The sequence below is a fragment of the Candidatus Nitrospira neomarina genome (assembly GCF_032051675.1).
GTDB lineage: Bacteria > Nitrospirota > Nitrospiria > Nitrospirales > UBA8639 > Nitrospira_E > Nitrospira_E neomarina.
Genome location: NZ_CP116968.1, coordinates 2,040,591 through 2,058,659, shown reverse-complemented (window position 1 = coordinate 2,058,659; position 18,069 = coordinate 2,040,591). Strand labels below are relative to the sequence as shown.

Here is an 18,069-nt window from a genome sequence, read left to right as displayed (position 1 = left end):
ATGAGTGGTCATCATGTTCATTCATATTGGAGAAGAGGGGTTTCACCAGGGGTTGAGGCAGGGACACGAGTTGGAGATACGGAATGCAAAGTTCCGGTTGGGGTGAATGGTGAGTCGATTTTTCCACGCGACCAGATCCGATTGTATTCGATGAGGGTATTGGCGGTGAGATAGAGACCGATCATGGAACGGTAAGCGTGCGCCGCTTCAATTTCATCAAGGGAAGGGTGCATGACGGGTGTCTGCAGATCCAGATCGGTATGGTTGAGCAATCCGGTATCGAACGCATACCACCAGATCCCTTGATGATCGGCTAGTCCAATCGCATCATCATACATATTGCTGAGATACGCCAGGTTGTCCGACAAACAGTTCTTGATGAGGAGGCAAGTCAAATCTCTTCCCATGAAAGGGGTGAGGTTCGGTGTGAGACCAGTGAGGGACAATATCGTCGGTGCGATATCTACCTGACTGGCAACGGTTGTCACGGTATGGGGCACGATCTGGAGTTGAGTTCTGAGCGCCTCATCCATCCAGATGAACAGAGGGATCGAAAAATGTCCTGCCACACGTTCGCCTTCCGTGAAGCCTACGGCTTCATGTCGGCCATGGTCTCCCAGGACGAAGAGTATGGTGTTGGTCAGCAGCCCGTCACGTTTGAGATGGGCAAACACCCGCGAAAATTCAAGATCAAAATTTCGAAGAGCTGCCAGATAGGGATCAGGCTGATCTTTTAATGCCCGAACTTCAGGGTGCCGCAAGGGAATCGTAAAAGGATGATGGGTCCCGGTTGTGAGGGCAGCAAGGAAATAGGGGTCGGGCTGCTGCTGCAATTCGGCGACTCGTTGGTACAGGCCATCAAGCAAGGCGCCGTCCGTGAGGCCGATGCCCATTCGCTCCACACCCGCGGGAAAATCCTGACCACCGGAGATCTGCTCGATTCCATTTCTGGCTAAAAATGTACGTGAACCTGGAATATCGCTATCGAGGCCCATCATCATTTCTGTCCGGTACCCGGCCTTCTGGAGCACAGAGGGAAAGCAGAGATACTCATGCGTATTGCGTGTCTTGATGACGGCGGTTCCCTGCCTCGGGAACACTGAGCATAGGGTGGCTAGGAGGCCTCGGGTGGTTTGCACCCCATTGCTGAAAAAATGTTCAAAATACACACTGTCTTGCCGCAGAGAATTAAGAAATGGAGTGAGAGAGATTCTTGAGGGAAGGTTCGTTCGCTCCTGTGCCGGATTCGAAAGGGATAGGATTTTTCCAAGAAAACGTCGATCGAGGCCTTCAACCAACAATAAAAGGATATTCACTCGTGAGGGAAACATGAATGACGGGAAGGTGGATTGTTCTTTGATCAGGGGAAATTGAGTGGATGGCCATATTGCCGATGGAGCGAGAATCTGATGGGTGACGGTTAGTGCCTTGTTCGCACTCATGGGTCGGGAAAGCTGCGCCGGTGTCCACATCCCTTGGGATCGGAGGTATTCTTGAAGTGGGCGTGAGGCGGAGAGGATTGGATTTTGAGCTAAGTTATGATAGGCCGGACTTTCAATTTGCAGGGTAAAGGCCTCTGGAAGCAAGGGACTCCATGCGGCAGCCCCAAGGGCAAATGGAACGGCAAACAGGACTGCTCGGAACTGAAAGTGAGTGGTTTGTGCGTAGGCGAATATCGAATGAGACCAGAGGCGATTCATTCCCCAGATTCCTGTCAGGATGGTCAAAGCGAGGAGAAGGAAATATGTGATGAGATATCGAAGCCAACTCCCGGCTTCAGCCAATTCCGCGATGGTTTGGTTGGAGCCCTGAGATTCCGTATGGTGCCGGCTGGCTTGGAAGGCTTCATCCACGTATTCAAAAAATGGAAAATTCAGGTGATGGTGAAACATACGATAGTATGAAGCATCCACCATGGCGCTCATTAAGAACAATGCACCTAATAGTATGAGAGCCCACTGAAGTGTCCGTCGATAGATGGAAATCAAACATTTCGAGCCAGGAGGTCTTTCCATAAACAAGCATAAGGGTATACCAGATAGAGCGAGGATCATAGCCAGAAGAATTCCCGCACTTGCCGTCACGCCATCACTGAGGACCCCCAAGAGGAGAGTCTTGCCCAAGAGACTGATTGTCGGTGGTTCTTTTGCTATGACGTAAGGAAGAAGAAACCACCGTTCGGCTTGTTGGATGCCGATAAGAATCACCGCCCACCAGCTCAATAGATAAGCGAGCGACCGGGGATGCTTGAAAAGCGGGAAAAATTCATGTGGGCCAAGGAAACGATTCATAATTCCTATTCCGAAAGATTGGCGGATCATGAGGGCTGGGTAGTATGGAACTTTCGTGCTAACTGCCTTTTGAGGAAAACTGTCCTCCCTCTATCATCTGCTAGAGCCTGCTAAATGGCCACTGTTCAGTATGATCAAAAGACCGGGCATAGTCTGTTCAAAATTGCTCATAATCAGCTCAGCCATAAAGATCTGAAGTGGGGAATGTCGTGCAAGTCCCACCGATGTCTATAAGTGGTATCTATTAGGAAAGAAACCACCACAAGAGAGACCGACAGGCCGGTCAGACACTCCTTCTTGATAGGTGTCCCCGATGTTTTTCGAAGCTAAGCCATTGATCGTTTTGAGTCTTCCAAGGAAGTGACCATGGAGGCTATCGGGTTTCCGGCGTGTTTCGGAGGGGCTGCTGAGGCGCCTCACTACATTCACAGATCCTGCAGAAGCACATTCAGATATAATTTTGCCGTTGAGCATCTTCTTGCCTGCTTCCACGGGTTGGTTTTGTTGCGAGGGTCTGGACCATAAGACGGGCTTTGGTGAGAAGGTTCGGATGGCGAGAATTGTCAATCACCCCCTCTGCGACTTACCGGCCATTGACCGGCAGCATACATGTTGCGTGTCGCCAGTTTATGGTTCGTTGGATATAGGCCACTGCCCATGGTGCCAGTGCCGCAATATCTCGGATGGGCAATAACCATAAACTTAGAAGTCCCTCTCGATCTTGAAGCCAGCCTTTCAGAATAATCCCTGTCGTCATGAGGCGGATCGCCACGGTGAGACATCCCCACCCGGGACCCACCGGAGAGAAGGACATAGAGACAGGCGAAGGAAATAGGTTTAAAAAACACGGTGTCAAACAGGGCCATCGGGCGAACAGCGCGTTGGGATTGACCCATGCGGATCCAGTGGTTCCACCATGCGCGTGGGGTTTGAAGGTCGACAATGGTCTCCACCAGATACGGGAGAATGATCATTGGTTGTCCTCTGTGACAGATCAGACGACCCATTTCATAATCTTCCGTGAGGTAATCTGACAGTTTTTCAAATCCTCCAATTTCTGTAGGAGTGCAGCGCCGTATGGCAGTGGACGCTCCCACAAAACCGGGATGCTCCCGTGACGTGTGCAAAAATCATATTGGGGATCAATTAGGTATTGACGGTTAACAGTTCCATCTTCTCCCACCAGGTTTGTGCCCTGACGGCCTTGTACAAGGTGCAGACATAACCCAGGTTGGGATTGGCAAGAGGTCCGACCATGGTTTTGAAATAATCAGGCCTGAATTAGACGTCGCTGTCACTGATAATCAGAATATCGTCCCGAGCGTGTTTGAGCCCGCCGATCAGATTGTTGATTTTTCCATTTGGGCCAATGTGATAATTGGCAATAGTCCCGTGACTCGTTTTCGTCCGAATTCCCTTCGGATTTCATATAATAGCGGGATTGCCGGATCGTCCGGATGTTGAACCGAAAGGACAACCTGAAAGTCAGGGTAATCCTGGTTGCACGTGGTCCGGAAATTCGTGCGGAGATTTTTTTAAACCGCAAATGGGCTTAAGAATGCTTACGGAAGGCCATTCAGAAAAGATGTGGTGACCGTTGATAGGAGGCCTGGCGAGTCGGCACATATGGGAAATGATCGCGTATCAGCTTTTCTAAAGAAATCTTCGACATGTTAGGCTTCCACACGTACAGGGCAGTTCCCCGTTATGGTGCGAGTCGCCATAATCGAGCGTGAGTTCGGCTCCGGCCTTGATCGGGTGCAAGGCATAAAACTCTGCCCGTTCACCTATGATCCGCATAAAGGTATTGGGTGTGCAGGAATGGTTGATGAACCGGAATCCTGTTGTCTCTGCTGCCCCATCGATCGACTTCCCATTATTCACTTCGACGATGGCAATCCACTTTTGAGTTTTGGCGCGCCTTCGTCCTTCTCGTTGGGTAATGCGTTCTCCTTCATACTCTCCGATTTTTTGTCTGGATCGCAATGGCACTTTGGTGAATAAGCCTCGGCCCTCAATGCCACTGGGTTTGACTTCCATCGGAACGGGCCATCTGGTTTTGCGGGCCGAAGCTCGATTAGTTAGGGACATTCGAAGAGGGGAGTAAAAAGCAATACGTTGGAATATTTATAGGGAAACGGATTTCAGCGAACTGTACAAAATGGGAAGTTGGTGAGGCAAGGATAGAGGAGAGATGAAGGGAAAGGAGAGACGGCATGTGTTTTTCAGCGAAGCTCATTCATTCGATCGGACGAACCCGCAGGAGGTGTGATCATTCCCGGAGACACCGGTGAGTGCACAGGGAATGTTTCAAGGTTAATCACCGCCCAGGAACGCATCCTCGTCATGTTCCGGCATGAGATCCTCTTCTTCCTCGATGCCTAATCCGCCCTGAAACGATTCCCGGATGGCGATCACGTGTTGATGTGAGGGAGTGCCTTCAATTTGTTTTCCGAATCGATCGAGGAACCGATCGCAGAGGTCCAGCCCAAGTTGAAAATAACGGGGCAGGGGGCCTTCGGTGACTTGCTGCCAGGTAATGTAAATGAGGAACTCCTGCAGGTGTCGAGCCTGGGGAAGCTGTGCCCCCAATTCCTGAAGAGTATCAAACGCGCGCTTGGCTTGTGGTCCTTGGTCGGTGGAAAATATCGCCTCCGCTTCTAAAATGTCCGATTCAAAATCGCCAAGTTCCCCTTGCTCCTCAGCCTGTTGTAGGGCATGCAGGGCAGCGATAGCTGGATCAAAATTCATGGGAAACACCTTTGTCTGTGAAGATGAGGTATCTGAACGTCGAGGGAGTGTAGCAGATTCCGACGAGTTTGCGTATCCAAAATCTGGCAAGGGCAAACGAAATCTTTAGAGGAACCAGACTCTCTAGCTGAGCCATGATGGTGGGATGTAGGTTACTATTCGAGGAGGGAGTAGGTTCAATGGTGAATGCACAATCCGGTCAACACTATCCGTCGTGGGAGGCATTTTGCGGGGCCCGGCTGGACTATGTTCGGCTCTTGGCTGAGACGGTGGAACAGAGTTTTCTCCGGCGGGACACGACGCATCCGACATTCTGTGGGTGTATCGATTGGCATTCCAGTGTTCATGGCGCCTACGCGTTATTAACGGCTTCGCGGCTGACGAGTGAACCCCGGTGGGGCAGGGTTGTAGACGGGGCCCTTGCACCTGGATGTCTGGAGAAGGAGTTGGCTGCGCTCAAACGAGGCGAATTGGATCATGAGTTGCCCTATGGATTTGCATGGTTTCTCAAGCTTGCGCAAGAGCGTGAACAAGGTTATGAAATACTCGACCTACTGCCGTTAGCTCATGAAATCGCCATGCGGTTAGAAGCATGGTTTGTTTCCCTTTCAGATGAAGGTGTCCGTTGGCATGCCCAACAAAAGGCATATGCCAATCTTTCCTGGCCTCTGCTGAATCTCTGGCATTGGGGAAAATGGAAGCAGGATTCTGATTTGCTTGAAAAACTGGCAAATTTTACGCGAATCCGCCTATTGCCGCTTAATGAGAAATGTTCTCCCTCCCTTGACCAGGTTACGGATGAATTTTTCCCGGCGGCGCTCCAGCGATGCCGGGCACTGCTTACGATTCTTCCACCTGAAGACTCTGCGGAATGGCTGGAGTCCTACATCCAGGAAATCGGAAACCTTTTTCCTCTGACTTCTTTCCCCACGGTCCATTCAGCCGGCCTGAACTTCAGCCGGAGCTGGGGATTGTGGACCCTTTATCAGCATACGCAAGATCCGGTTTTCCGTGAGCTGTACGTGAACCATATAGCGACGCACATGGAGATGCCGAAGTATTGGCGGGATGATTATCGAAAACACGGGCATTGGGTGCCCCAATTCGGTATTTACGCTATTGCGTTAAGCTTCGATTAGGCGCCGTTCTAACACTGCAGACCTCTTTTATTATCAGGAAAACTGTGGTTATCCGCCGCCACCAATTCTAGCCAGAGCCGATTCAGGAGAAATAAGGTTTCGTTGTAATCCGAGGCTCTTGGTATCCAACCCCATGGCAAGGCCTAACAGTTGCGGAAGATGGAGAATCGGGAGATCGATAGATGCCTGTTCCTGACTGGCGGCTTTGGTCTGCATGCCGTCGAGGTTGAGATGGCAGAGCGGGCAGGGGGTAACCATGATATCGGCTCCGTGTGATTTGGCATCCCGCGTATGCGTGGCGACCATCGTGAGCGAGTTTTTTTCATTAATGGTCAAAATGGGAAATCCGCAACATCGGGTTTTCCCTGGAAAGTCCACGACCTCCGCTCCTAATATTTCGATGATCCGTTCAAGGGACTTTCCCCGATCAGGATGCCGGTCGAATTCCAGGGCATTAGTCGGCCGTTGAATATAGCACCCATAAAACGGCGCGGCACGAAGACCCGATAAGCGACGGGTGATATGGCGTCGCAAAGTTTCCTCCCCCACGTCTTCCAGGAGAATCCACAAAAAATGTTTGATCGTGGTGGTTCCCCGATAGGTCAATCCTTCCTCTTGGAGCAAGCCATTAATTTCCTGAAGATAGTGCGGTTGAGTCGTGAGACGATGGTTGGCCTGGCTCATCACGCCCTGGCAGGTACTACAGATGGTCATGATGGGGAGGCCTTGTTGTTCGGCCAGCGCAAAGGTGCGGGCATTCAGCGCATCGCCCAGCCGCAGGTCTTTTTCCTGCAACACACCCGCACCGGTACAGGAGGCGGTGGTCATTTCCGCGAGTTCGATTCCCAATCTGGGATAGACCTGCATGACGGATTGATACAATTCGGGGCAGGCTCCCTTTGAGACGCACCCGGGAAAGAAGGCATATTTCATTGCTCTCCCCCTTCTTGTTTTCTCTCTCTTACGGGGAGAAAAGGTTTGTGCCCGGAAATAATGGCAATGATTTTGGCAGATGTCATCGTTTAATCCTGACCTGTTTAAAGAGCCGTTGGATATGTTGGATTCCCGGAATCGGCCGGTGAAGCGGACCCGAGAGAGGGACTTTGCCTTTAAAGACCGATTGAACAACCATGGGGATCATACCGATTAATCGGCCAATATTTTTAAGGCCGAAGGTTCTGATCGCCAGCATCGGTTCGTCAAGAATCCCTTTGTGTTTGATGATGTCCGAAAATACCTCGGCATGTCGGGAGCCACAGGTAGCAGGAACTTTTTCTGCCAGACCTTTTGCCCGCAACGCCATGATTCGGTCCATCGGGCCTACCCCTTTGGGGCAGACCTGAATACATTCCATGCAGCGGGTGCAATCCCACATGCCGCCCGCCTGATTGAGGGAAGTCAGTCGTTGGGAAGTGGCCGCATCTCGCGGATCGGCGACAAACCGATAGGCTTTCGCCAGGGCAGCAGGCCCGACGAATGTCTTATCGACATCCAAGACCGTGCAGTCGGAGACGCAGGCGCCACACATGATACAGCTCATGACCCCGGAGAGATGGCTCATGGATTCCGGGGAGGCGGTATATTCAGCGGTGGGAAGCGGCCCTTCCGGTTGGAGCCACGGCTGAATCTGTCGAATCTTTGACCAGAACGGCGCCATATCCGTGACCAGATCTTTAATGACCGGCATGTTATTCATGGGTTCAACCTGGATCGTCCCTCCTTCCGAGGCGACCGAAATCATTTTGGTTTTACAGGCCAGTGTGGCGTGTCCGTTAATGCGCATGCCGCAAGATCCGCAAATGGCTCCACGACAGGAACAACGAAGTGTTAAAGAATCATCAATGGTTTCCCGGATTTTGATGAGTCCATCGAGGACACTGTCGGAAGGATCGATTTCCAGGTCATATTCCTGATAGTACGAGGAGGGATGATCGTGTTCAGGATTAAAGCGGCGTATGCGAAGAGTGGTGTGCATCAGTGGGGGTGATTCCTCGGCTTATGTTTATAGTATACCTCCTTTAGGCCGTTACCGGGTGGCTTTGCAACTCTAAAATGGTTCCAAAGAGGCCATAATGGGCATTTTGACTTCATTAATAGACGCGAATTTGAGGTTGCCATTGGGTGATTCGCACCGGTAGATAGTCGACGTGTGGAGGAGCATCGGGTCTATGATACAACAACACATGTTTGAGCCAGTGTTCGTCGTCCCGATCAAGATAATCCGTCCGGAAATGGGCCCCACGGCTTTCCTGTCTGGTGAGCGCGCCCACAATGATGGCTTCCGCACAGTCCAACATAAACCCCAATTCCAGTGCCGCGATCAATCCGGTATTAAACACCTGCCCTTTATCCTGGATGGTGAGGTCGGGCCAACGTGCTTTTAATTGGGTGATTTGGTGGAGGGCGGTCTCCATGCCTTCCTCCTCACGAAAGACCGACACATGCCGGTTCATGGTGGTGCCCATTTCCAGCCGCATCGCAGCCGCTCGTTCTCCCGGTCCTTTCCGTGACACGATGCCGGCCACCAGGTGTTTGTCTGCGTCAATGGCGCTGTCTGGAATGGAGGGAGAAGGGATCGTGCTGGCATACTCTGCGGCACATGTTCCAGCCCGTCGGCCAAATACCACGGTGTCCAAGAGAGAGTTCGCGCCCAGCCTGTTGCCGCCATGCAAGCTCACGCAGGCGGTTTCTCCCGCAGCGAAAAGACCCGGCACGCCGGCCCATTGGCCCTGGACATCCCAACATCGGCCTTCGGTATCGGTTTTGATGCCCCCCATTTGGTAATGCATCCCTGGGCGGATGGGTAACGGCTCTTCGGCTAAATCGATATTGGCAAACGTTTTGGCTTCGGCATAGATTTGTCCGAGACGATCCTGAAGGAAGGCCCGTCCCAAATGCCTGCAGTCAAGCAGGACGCAGCCTTTGATGCCACGCCCTTCATTGATTTCGATTTGTTCCGCACGGGAGACGACATCCCGCGAAGCCAGCTCCAGCATATTGGGCGCATAGCGTTCCATGAAGCGCTCTCCCTTGCTGTTGAGAAGATAGGCCCCTTCTCCTCTGGCGGCTTCCGTAATCAGGAGGCCCTTCCCCTTCAGCGTCGTCGGGTGATATTGCACCATTTCCATATCCATTAAGGGCGCCCCGGCCCGATAGGCCACGGCCATGCCATCACCCGTACAAATCAAGGCATTGGTGCTGGGTTCGTACACCCGGCCTAAACCGCCTGTGGCCATGATCACGGCTTTGGCTCGAAAGAGCGCGAAGGTTCCTGTGCGAATTTCAAAGGCCACCACTCCGGCACACCGTCCCTGGTCGTCTTTCACGAGGGAGGTCGCAAACCATTCTTCATAGACGGGAATGTTTGCCTGCAGCGTTTGTTCATACAGCACGTGAAGCAGCGCCTGCCCGGTAAAGTCTGACACAAAAAAAGTTCGGGCCCGTTTTTGTCCACCGAATCGGCGCGTCCCGAGGTGGCCTTCCTCGTTCCGGTTAAAGATGACCCCCATATGCTCCAAGGCGATGATATCCTGGCCGGCTTCTTGAGCGAGGACCTCAACGGCATCCTGGTCGCTCAGATAATCACTGCCTTTAACCGTTTCGAAGGCATGGTCTTCCCAGTGGTCTCCCCGGTCGGTCAGGGCGGCGTTAATGCCGCCTTGTGCGGCATTGGAATGACTGCGCACAGGATGGACTTTCGTCATGATGGCCACTGAAGCCCCTTGGTTATGCGCGGCAAGAGCCGCCCGCATTCCCGCCAGACCGGCCCCAATGACGAGCACATCATAAGTATAGGAGGCGTTCATTATCCTCAACCAATAGCACAAAGGTTCTCACAGCGATGACACCGGCGGGGTTTGTGCCCTGATTAACGGGTTTCACGCGTTTCCACTGATTGGTAAGACCGATGGCGGGGCCCCTCATAAATCTGGTCAGGCCGGAACAAGTGATTATCCTGATATTGTTCAAAGCAGTGCGCCAACCACCCGGCCACCCTGGCCATCGCAAAGACCGGCGTGAATAAATCAGTGTCGATGCCCATTCGATGGTAAATAATCCCGGAGTAAAAATCCACGTTGGGCCGTATCCCTTTGGGTCCCACGCGTTTTTCCATTTCCTGCTCAACCGCCCTGGCCAGAGTAAATAAAGAATTGCCATCCGGTCGGGTATCCAATTCTTGGGCGAATTCTTGTAACACAGTGGCGCGTGGGTCTTTGACCTTATAAATCCGATGCCCGAACCCCATAATTTTTTGCTTTAAAGAAAATTTGTGGTCCAGGTATGCAGGAATAGCCTCAACGGTTCCTATTTCCTCCAGCATGTGAATGACCGCCTCATTGGCGCCGCCATGTAATGGGCCCTCCAGTGTGCCAATGGCGGAGGCGATGACCGTAAACGGATCGGCCAGTGTGGAGGCCGTCACCAGTCCGCTAAATGTCGAAGCGTTCATGGTGTGTTCGGCATGGAGAATCAGACAGATATCAAACATCCTGGCAATGTCGGGAGCAGGAACTTTCTCCGTGAGCATGTATAAAAAGTTTTCGGCGAAGGAAAGGTCGTCACGTGGTTGGATCTGCTCATCACCATGACGCAGGCGGGCAAACGCCGCGACGATGGTGGGGAGTTTGGCGATGAGCCGGACAGCGGTCCAATACCGGGTGGCATCATCCCGGACATCCGGCACCGGATAAAACATGCCGAGGGCGGCCACTGCCGCTTGGAGAGCATCCATCGGATGTCCATGCTCCGGGAGGCATTTCAGGAGATCGGTGATGCGATATTTGATCCGGCGATGGTGCGTAAGATCCTCATGAAACCGGGAGAGTTCTGCTTGAGTTGGAAGCCGGTTGAATAATAATAAAAACGCCGTTTCGGTAAAGGTGCTTCGGGTTGCAAGTTCCTCAATCGGGATCCCGCGATATTCTAGAATTCCTTGGATTCCATCGACATAACTGATTGTTGATTTCGCAGCAGGAACCCCTGCCAGGCCTGGCAAATAATCTTCCATGTCACCTTCTCTTTCTCTTAGATGGCATCTCCGAAAAAATGACGTATATTTCTAGTATACCTTGCTGATGATCTTCCCCCCAACTTTCTGTATGAATTTGCTATAGTTAAGTGGGAAATTAGTCTGAAGTCAGGTGTTGATTGCGAAGGAGACATTCATCATTGGTTTCGGAAGCGTGAGTAATTTTACTTTCAAGAAAGGGGATTTGAGTATGCAGGGTTTTAAGCACTTCCTGGTGGTCGTAGGTTTGGTGACACTTGTCATAGGGGGAACAACATCCTGGGCAGGAGCGGATCCCGGGAGTGCTCACGATCCCCATGGGAAACAGCCTCATGCGGGAATGGGATATGGCAAAAGTGATCATGAAGGAATGGAGCATCATGGTGGTCTTTCTCCATTAGACATGAAAGACGAATTGGGTCTTTCTGAGGATCAGGTGACCCAGCTCCGCCCGCTTGAATTGGACTATCGGAAGACCATGATTCAAAATGGGGCCGATTTACGGTTGGCCATGGTCGATATGGGGACTCTCATGGATGCCAAACAAGTCGATATGGCTGCCATTACCCGAAAAGTTGATGAAATCAGCCTATTACAAAAAAACATGATGATGTATCGTGTCGGGGTTTATCTCAAAGTCAAAGAGGCCTTGTCGCCCGTGCAATATGAGCAGTTTCGGTCCCGGGTTCGTGAGCATATGGAAGACATGGCCTTTCATGGAGGGGAAATGCGTGAAGGAAAAAACCCTCATGGAGAGTATTCAGAAAAATCCCATGGTCATGATGGTGGGATAGAGAAAAACCATCCCTAATGATAAAAATGTCCTCTTGAGGAGATTTCTTTCGTTTTCTTATGGACCTGAGAGGACGTTTTCAGGTTTGGCGCATCAAGGGTTCGATTAAGTCATCCTTCCGGGCCCCTTCTTCATCAACAGGAGGAGGGGCCCGTCGTGTTTCATGTATCTGGCTATCTGCATTTATCTCCCTACAGGGTTATTGGGGAAGTTGTAGGCGATTGCCTGCACCTCCTCATGTGAATCCTGTTGCGGTTTGCCACAGGAGAAATCTAACCACTTGATGTTGTTCATGAAAAAATAGATGTCATGGTAGGGAATGAGCCTTGCAATATCTATTAAGTGTCAGCAACGAAACACGATAAGGTCCTCAGTCGCATTTATGTGTCGTGGAAGGAGGTTGAAATGAAACCATTGACCAAATTTTGCATCTTGATGGTGGTGATGGGTGGTTTCCAGGGAGTGCTCTCGGGGCTTGCCATGGAGGGAGAACAGAAGTCTCAAGCACCTCAAGTTCGGCAGGAACTACAGACGAATTCGCCGACTTCGACGGCACGGTATGTCAATGTGGAAGGGACGCTTCAGGCCATCCAGGGAGACCTGTTTATCATTGAAGAGGCGTCAGCCGAAAAACAGATTAAAATCCAGGTGGGAAAAGATACCGCATTTCCCAATGGGCAAAAACAACTCGGGCAACCCGTCAATGCCCTGGTCTCAGCCCAGGACGGACATGCGTTGATCATTCGATAACAGGAAGCGCGGTAATGCGTTGCCTGAGATAAAACTGTGATAAAGAATTGTATGGGAAGAGGCCATCACGGAAGGATATAAGAATACACTACGATATCATGAATGCGGGAAGGGTGAACATTTCAGAATTATTCGCTTTGTCACTTGGGGGAGACACGGTGCGTAGCTCGAAGTGTTCGTCCTTCCGCTAATTCTAAGTTATTCGGTGCATGTTAGCAAATTATTGGAGAGAAGGCCAATGATGAAATGTGAAACCTGCTGTCAAGAGTTTACGCAATTTGATTTTGTTACTCTACGGAACCTCTGCGAACACGTGTATTTAGATTCCCTTGCCCAGAAGCAGAATCCCTCTTATTACAAGTCAGACAAGTCTGTTTCCCGATTAGATCTTCACCAACCGGTCTGACCAGGGTTTGCGGCCACCCAGATTAAATGCCTTGGGACATTCAGTGAACAGGGGATTCAGGAATCAGCTTTTTTGAGTGTTTGCTCTTCTGCATGGTAGGAACTCCGGACGAGGGGCCCGGACTCTACGTGCTGAAAACCTAAAGCCGTTCCCTCCAGTTTAAATTCTTCAAATTCCTCGGGACTATAGTATCGGGAAACCGGCGCATGCTGAAGAGTCGGCTGAAGGTATTGGCCGATGGTCAGAATGTCACAATCCACTTTTCGAAGATCCTGCATCACCTGCCGGATTTCATCGTTTGATTCTCCTAATCCTGCCATGAGCCCGGATTTGGTTCGCCCTCCCATGGTTTTAGCCCAATCAAGAACCTGAAGCGAGCGTTGGTATTTTCCCTGTGGACGAAAGGAAGGAAAGAGGCGAGGCACGCTTTCAATATTATGGTTCAAAATATCCGGCTTGGCCTTCATGACTATTTCCAGATCAGTCTGATGCCCCTGAAAGTCCGGGATCAATACTTCAACGGTGCAGGCGGGGTTTTCATGTCGGATTCGTTGAATGGTCTCGGCAAATAGTGCGGCCCCTCCATCGGGGAGATCGTCTCGATTGACCGATGTCACCACCGCATGCCGCAATTTAAGGAGCTTGACGGCATCCGCTACGCGCTGAGGCTCTTCTCGGTCCACTGCAGACGGGCGTCCGGTAGTCACCGAACAGTAATGACACCGCCTGGTACAAATATCTCCCAGGATAAGGAACGTGGCCGTCCGATTATTCCAACATTCCCATATATTCGGACATCGTGCCTCTTCACAAATGGTATGCAGGCGGTGCGTCTCCATCAGTTGACGGATTTCCTGGTAATGGGGGCCCGGCCGGAAACGGACTTTGAACCAGGAAGGGAGGTTTCTCCTGCGGGAGGTCTTCACCGTAGAAGAAACGGGAGCGATTTCTGAAGTAGGAATGAATGTCATGTATGGCTTCGAGTATATAGTGACCTGTGAATGTGTCCTGAGGCGGCATCGAGGGCGCCAAGCACTCGATAGTCTAACTATGGCCTATTCTAACACGTGAGTATAGGGATGCCTACTTTCTCGAAAAGATCTGCCAGAGCCTCAAGGAGGCAGGGGAATCTAATAAGCGATGAGGGCTGCTGTTGGCGAAGGTGAGCCTTTAGGCGGTTTTATCAACATGTCATGCGGCTTCATCAATCATCGGAGAAAAGTGGTTGGCCCAATCAATGGCTTGCACATAGAAATCCCGAATCGTGCCAGGGGTGAATTGGAGTGTTTTGAGTTGCAACCACTCCCCCTTTTCGTAGGCTTTCACGCTACTCAACGCGGCTCCCATTGTTCCTTTTTCCAGTATTAGGGCTTCAAGAATATCGTCAGGGAGCGGAAGGTTCCCCACAAGTTTTTCCATAGAAGATCCGTACAAGGCTTCTAAGACCGACAGAAGGCCCATGGTAAAATACTTTTCTGGAGAATCGGCGCCAAGCTGCTGTCCTAAGCTCTCGCACATTTTCGCTCGCACCAAGGCAATCACCAGCATTTCCATCGGCCGGTTCTCTCCACTGGCCATTACAATGAGGGAGGCCCAGGTGCGTATCCGGTCGAGGCCTACCATACAGGCCGCTTGCTCAATGGACTCCACTCGCCTGGGAAGCCCGACAGAGGCCGAATTCACATATCGAAGAATCTTGTAGCTCAAAGACAGATCGTTTCGGATACACTCGACCAGACCCTCAAAGGAGATATTCGGATCCTGAAATTTTCCTAATAATTCCAGGAGGGCGACACGATTCGCGGGGATTTTGTGCCCGCGAATTATATCAGGGCGATAAAAGAAGAACCCTTGAAAATAGAACATTCCAAGGTGTTTGCAGGTCTCAAAGGCCTCCCGTGTTTCCACTTTTTCGGCGAGGAGACGCGCACGATAATTCCGGAGCTGGTGGGTCTCGTGTTGTAATTGTTCGAAGGTTTTATCTAAGACATCGATTTTTACGATATCGGCCAATTCCAGAAACGGTCGAAAGCGATCATGGAAGACAAAATCATCCAGGGCAATGGTATAGCCCTGCTGAGAGAGGGAGGTCATGGCCTCAATGACTTCTGGGGTGGGTTCCACCGTCTCCAATATCTCCAAGACCACGCGGTGTTTCGGGAGCGCTTCACAATGTCTGTCTAATAAAAACTGTTCGGGAATATTCAAAAAAGCCAGGTGGGTTCCCACCACATGTTCCAGACCAATATCGAGATAGGTATTTAAGAGGACCTGGGCCGTAGCCATGGCTTCATCATGGATGTTTGCGGAGTCGGATTCACAATCTCGATACAGCACCTCATAGCCAATGGTCTTCAGATTCGGGCCTAAAATGGGCTGGCGACCGACGAAGATATTTCCATAGTTGGCAATGCCGGTGTTCATGACTACAGGCGAAGATTCATAGTGTTGATTGGTTTAGAGGGACGAGACATGCCTATGCCGGTGATGATACCGATTATTCTCATCTGAGATTTCCAAGCTGTTAGAGGTTTCCATTCATTATTGTCGGTCGTTCACAGGAAAGAATTGAGAAATCATACAAATGCATTGAAGTCCGCAAAAGAACCCCCAATCGTTGACCGGGATCTGGAAATGCCCGTTTTTTTATGTTCGTACTCCACGATTCCCGGGGCTTCCCGATTGCGTCGCTCGTTGAACCTATCTGACGTTTCAGGAAGTTTTTTCAAGTATTTACAAACGCGTGTCGGGTAGGGAGATCATGAGATGAGTAAAAATCTGCCTCTGTACAGGGATTTTCTTGGCACCCCAAGAGTGGGGAATGGGTGGGGCTTCGGTGTATGGAAAAGACGATCCGACCGGATGACAGGAGATGGCATCGGAGCGAACGGGAGTCGATGGCCGGCGAAAATGCGAGATTTTCAGCGAAAGAGTTTATGCCTTCCCTGAAAGGCATTTGGGATGGAGCAGGGTAGCCAGGGCCTCAACCCTGATAGGTCGGCTGAAGAAATAACCCTGATATTGGTCGCAATTCAAGGTGGTGAGCAGTTCAAGTTGCTCCTGATTCTCTACCCCTTCGGCCACAACCGTCAGAGAGAACTCATGCGCCAAATAAATCATGGCAGAGACCAAGGCCCGGGCTTCAGGGTTATGGGTAATATCGGTCAAAAAGGAGCGGTCGATTTTCAACTCATGAATGGGAAAACGTTTCAAATAGCTGAGAGAGGAGTAGCCTGTTCCAAAGTCATCCATAGAGATCTTTGGTCCCAAGGACATCAGGTGGTTCAAGGTCTCCACGGCCTGCTCGGCATTTCCCATAAGAAGGCTTTCCGTTAGCTCTAGTGTTAAATACTTTGCATCGATCCCCGTGCTCTGTAAGGTCTCCCTCACCAACTGCACCAGGTAGCCGTCATTGAATTGTTTGGCCGACACATTGACCGCCATCTGAAGCCGTAGCCCCTCAGCCTGCCATCGTCCTAATTGCGCACACGCTTCTTTGAGCACCCATTCACCCAGAGAGATGATCAGGCCGGTCTCTTCGGCTAAGGGAATGAATTGATCCGGAAAGATCAGCGTGCCGTCCGGTTTCTGCCATCGAACCAGCGCTTCGACCCCGATGATGTGACCACTCTTAACCTCAACCTTCGGCTGATAGTGCAATAGCAGTTGGTCTCCCTCGATAGCATGGCGCAAGTCTGCTTCCATTCGCAGGCGCTCCAGGCTTTGAGAATTCAATTCGCTCGAATAAAAATTGAAGCCTCCCTTTCCATGCAAGTTGGCCTGGGTGCTTGCACCAACCGCGCATTGGATGAGGGCGGTCACATCTGTGGCATCCGCAGGGAAACTCGCAATGCCAATACTTGGGGAAATATAGACCTCTGTCCCATTGGCATTAAATGGAGATTCCATGACCTTGAGAATACGTGAAGCTAACTTGGTCGCATGTTCGGCATGCGCCATGGTCGGGCACAATAAAGAGAATTCATCCCCATCCACGCGAAACAGGCTATCCAGCTCAGTCGAATCGGGTATTCCCCGCCCAAATACATCAGATCGGCGCATACAGGAACTCATCCGCTCCGCGATCTGTGAGATGAGCTGATCCGAGATTTCCGGCCCGAAGGTCGTAGACAGGCGCTTAAACTGGTTGAGAGAAATATGGAGCAAAACCAGGTTGTCTTGATGACGTTCCGCTCGCTGGATAAACCAAGCCAAGCGGTCAAGAAACAAACTCCGGTTCGGCAATTTCGTCAAGGCATCATAGTAGGCAAGTTGGTTCTGATAGGCTCGGGCGGCGAGTGTGTTGCGAACCCGAAGCTTCAATTCACTGGGATCGACCGGCTTGGCGAGAAAATCTGTGGCACCCCGGTCAAGAGCCTGGAGTTTGGTCTCCGCGTCGGAGGAAGAGGTCAGGATAATGACAGGAAGATGTTTCAGTTTGGGATGGTCTCGTACCAGCTGCAGGATTTCAAATCCCGGGACGTTCGGCATCATCAGATCAAGTAACAGAATATCCGGTCGATATTCTTCAATCTGTTGCATGGCCCGAGACGAATCCTCCACCAGCACAAAGTTCTGATAACCGGCATCCTCCAGATAGGCCCGCATGATCTCCATGGTCGTTTCCTCATCGTCGACCATCATGATCGTGGCCTGAGTCAGAGAGGTTTCATCACATCCCAATTCATTGAGGACGGGTTTCGCCAAGAGCAGCCCGTCGTTATTGTGTGCTTGGTATGCTCTCTGATTTGTCTGCTCTGTTGCCATGTCGCGATCACTTCAATGCTGAAATAGGCCGGTCTCTCCGGCTTCAGGACAAGGGTGTTCTTTTTCTATGGAGACTTTTCGGTCTTCCGAAATGGAAAATAAAGTGTTAAAGGCGAAAAATCGGAAAAATGATGGCGACTACCTCTGGACACCCTGGTGCCACC

General features: G+C 51.1%; 15 protein-coding genes and 1 pseudogene. 3 read left to right on the top strand and 13 right to left on the bottom strand.

Features of this window, described 5'->3' with window-relative positions:
* Positions 1 to 17: 17 nt before the first annotated feature.
* From PQG83_RS08995 to PQG83_RS08975, 6 genes and pseudogenes are all read right to left on the bottom strand, one after another.
* On the bottom strand, positions 18 to 2,291 hold the full coding sequence (locus PQG83_RS08995) for an LTA synthase family protein (protein WP_312748653.1): 2,274 nt from the start codon (positions 2,289 to 2,291) through the stop codon (positions 18 to 20).
* A 563-nt stretch (positions 2,292 to 2,854) separates the two neighbouring features.
* The gene (locus PQG83_RS08990; RefSeq protein WP_312748651.1) at positions 2,855 to 3,388 is read right to left on the bottom strand and encodes a glycosyltransferase; all 534 of its coding nucleotides are present in this window, start codon (positions 3,386 to 3,388) and stop codon (positions 2,855 to 2,857) included.
* A 184-nt stretch (positions 3,389 to 3,572) separates the two neighbouring features.
* On the bottom strand, positions 3,573 to 3,662 hold the full coding sequence (locus PQG83_RS21160) for a glycosyltransferase (protein WP_502572807.1): 90 nt from the start codon (positions 3,660 to 3,662) through the stop codon (positions 3,573 to 3,575).
* Positions 3,632 to 3,811: pseudogene (locus PQG83_RS21155) on the bottom strand (glycosyltransferase); the annotation flags it as partial. The pseudogene PQG83_RS21155 and the gene PQG83_RS21160, both read right to left, overlap by 31 nt.
* Positions 3,812 to 3,944: 133 nt before the next feature.
* A complete protein-coding gene (locus tag PQG83_RS08980) occupies positions 3,945 to 4,331 on the bottom strand; it encodes an SET domain-containing protein (protein ID WP_312748649.1) in 387 nt (128 codons plus the stop codon).
* A gap of 276 nt (positions 4,332 to 4,607) precedes the next feature.
* Complete coding sequence (locus PQG83_RS08975; protein WP_312748648.1) at positions 4,608 to 5,042, bottom strand: hypothetical protein; 435 nt, start codon at positions 5,040 to 5,042, stop codon at positions 4,608 to 4,610.
* A gap of 179 nt (positions 5,043 to 5,221) precedes the next feature.
* On the opposite strand from PQG83_RS08975, the gene PQG83_RS08970 reads away from it, so the two are divergent.
* Positions 5,222 to 6,181 (top strand): DUF2891 family protein, encoded by a 960-nt coding sequence (locus PQG83_RS08970; RefSeq protein ID WP_312748646.1) that lies wholly within the window; start codon positions 5,222 to 5,224, stop codon positions 6,179 to 6,181.
* 48 nt (positions 6,182 to 6,229) lie between these two features.
* On the opposite strand, the gene PQG83_RS08965 is transcribed toward PQG83_RS08970, so the two are convergent.
* The 4 genes from PQG83_RS08965 to PQG83_RS08950 all read right to left on the bottom strand — a co-directional run bounded on the left by PQG83_RS08965 (position 6,230) and on the right by PQG83_RS08950 (position 11,189).
* Positions 6,230 to 7,114: a CoB--CoM heterodisulfide reductase iron-sulfur subunit B family protein gene (locus PQG83_RS08965; RefSeq protein WP_312748644.1), complete on the bottom strand. Its 885-nt coding sequence runs from the start codon at positions 7,112 to 7,114 to the stop codon at positions 6,230 to 6,232.
* A gap of 82 nt (positions 7,115 to 7,196) precedes the next feature.
* Positions 7,197 to 8,156: a succinate dehydrogenase/fumarate reductase iron-sulfur subunit gene (locus PQG83_RS08960; RefSeq protein WP_312748643.1), complete on the bottom strand. Its 960-nt coding sequence runs from the start codon at positions 8,154 to 8,156 to the stop codon at positions 7,197 to 7,199.
* 115 nt (positions 8,157 to 8,271) lie between these two features.
* Entirely contained in the window at positions 8,272 to 9,987 is a 1,716-nt protein-coding gene (locus PQG83_RS08955; RefSeq protein ID WP_312748641.1) for an FAD-binding protein, read from the bottom strand.
* A gap of 62 nt (positions 9,988 to 10,049) precedes the next feature.
* Positions 10,050 to 11,189, bottom strand: coding sequence for a citrate synthase (locus PQG83_RS08950; protein ID WP_312748640.1), 1,140 nt, complete (start codon positions 11,187 to 11,189; stop codon positions 10,050 to 10,052).
* A gap of 211 nt (positions 11,190 to 11,400) precedes the next feature.
* On the opposite strand from PQG83_RS08950, the gene PQG83_RS08945 reads away from it, so the two are divergent.
* Both PQG83_RS08945 and PQG83_RS08940 read left to right on the top strand, forming a co-directional pair.
* A complete protein-coding gene (locus PQG83_RS08945) occupies positions 11,401 to 12,000 on the top strand; it encodes a Spy/CpxP family protein refolding chaperone (RefSeq protein WP_312748638.1) in 600 nt (199 codons plus the stop codon).
* 387 nt (positions 12,001 to 12,387) lie between these two features.
* Entirely contained in the window at positions 12,388 to 12,732 is a 345-nt protein-coding gene (locus PQG83_RS08940) for a hypothetical protein (protein WP_312748636.1), read from the top strand.
* A gap of 462 nt (positions 12,733 to 13,194) precedes the next feature.
* On the opposite strand, the gene lipA is transcribed toward PQG83_RS08940, so the two are convergent.
* From lipA to PQG83_RS08925, 3 genes are all read right to left on the bottom strand, one after another.
* Complete coding sequence (gene lipA / locus PQG83_RS08935) at positions 13,195 to 14,109, bottom strand: lipoyl synthase (protein WP_312748634.1); 915 nt, start codon at positions 14,107 to 14,109, stop codon at positions 13,195 to 13,197.
* A 220-nt stretch (positions 14,110 to 14,329) separates the two neighbouring features.
* Positions 14,330 to 15,562 (bottom strand): EAL and HDOD domain-containing protein, encoded by a 1,233-nt coding sequence (locus tag PQG83_RS08930; RefSeq protein ID WP_312748632.1) that lies wholly within the window; start codon positions 15,560 to 15,562, stop codon positions 14,330 to 14,332.
* Between the two features lie 510 nt (positions 15,563 to 16,072).
* Positions 16,073 to 17,905, bottom strand: a complete 1,833-nt coding sequence (locus tag PQG83_RS08925) for a putative bifunctional diguanylate cyclase/phosphodiesterase (RefSeq protein WP_312748630.1) — start codon at positions 17,903 to 17,905, stop codon at positions 16,073 to 16,075.
* Positions 17,906 to 18,069 lie beyond the last annotated feature (164 nt).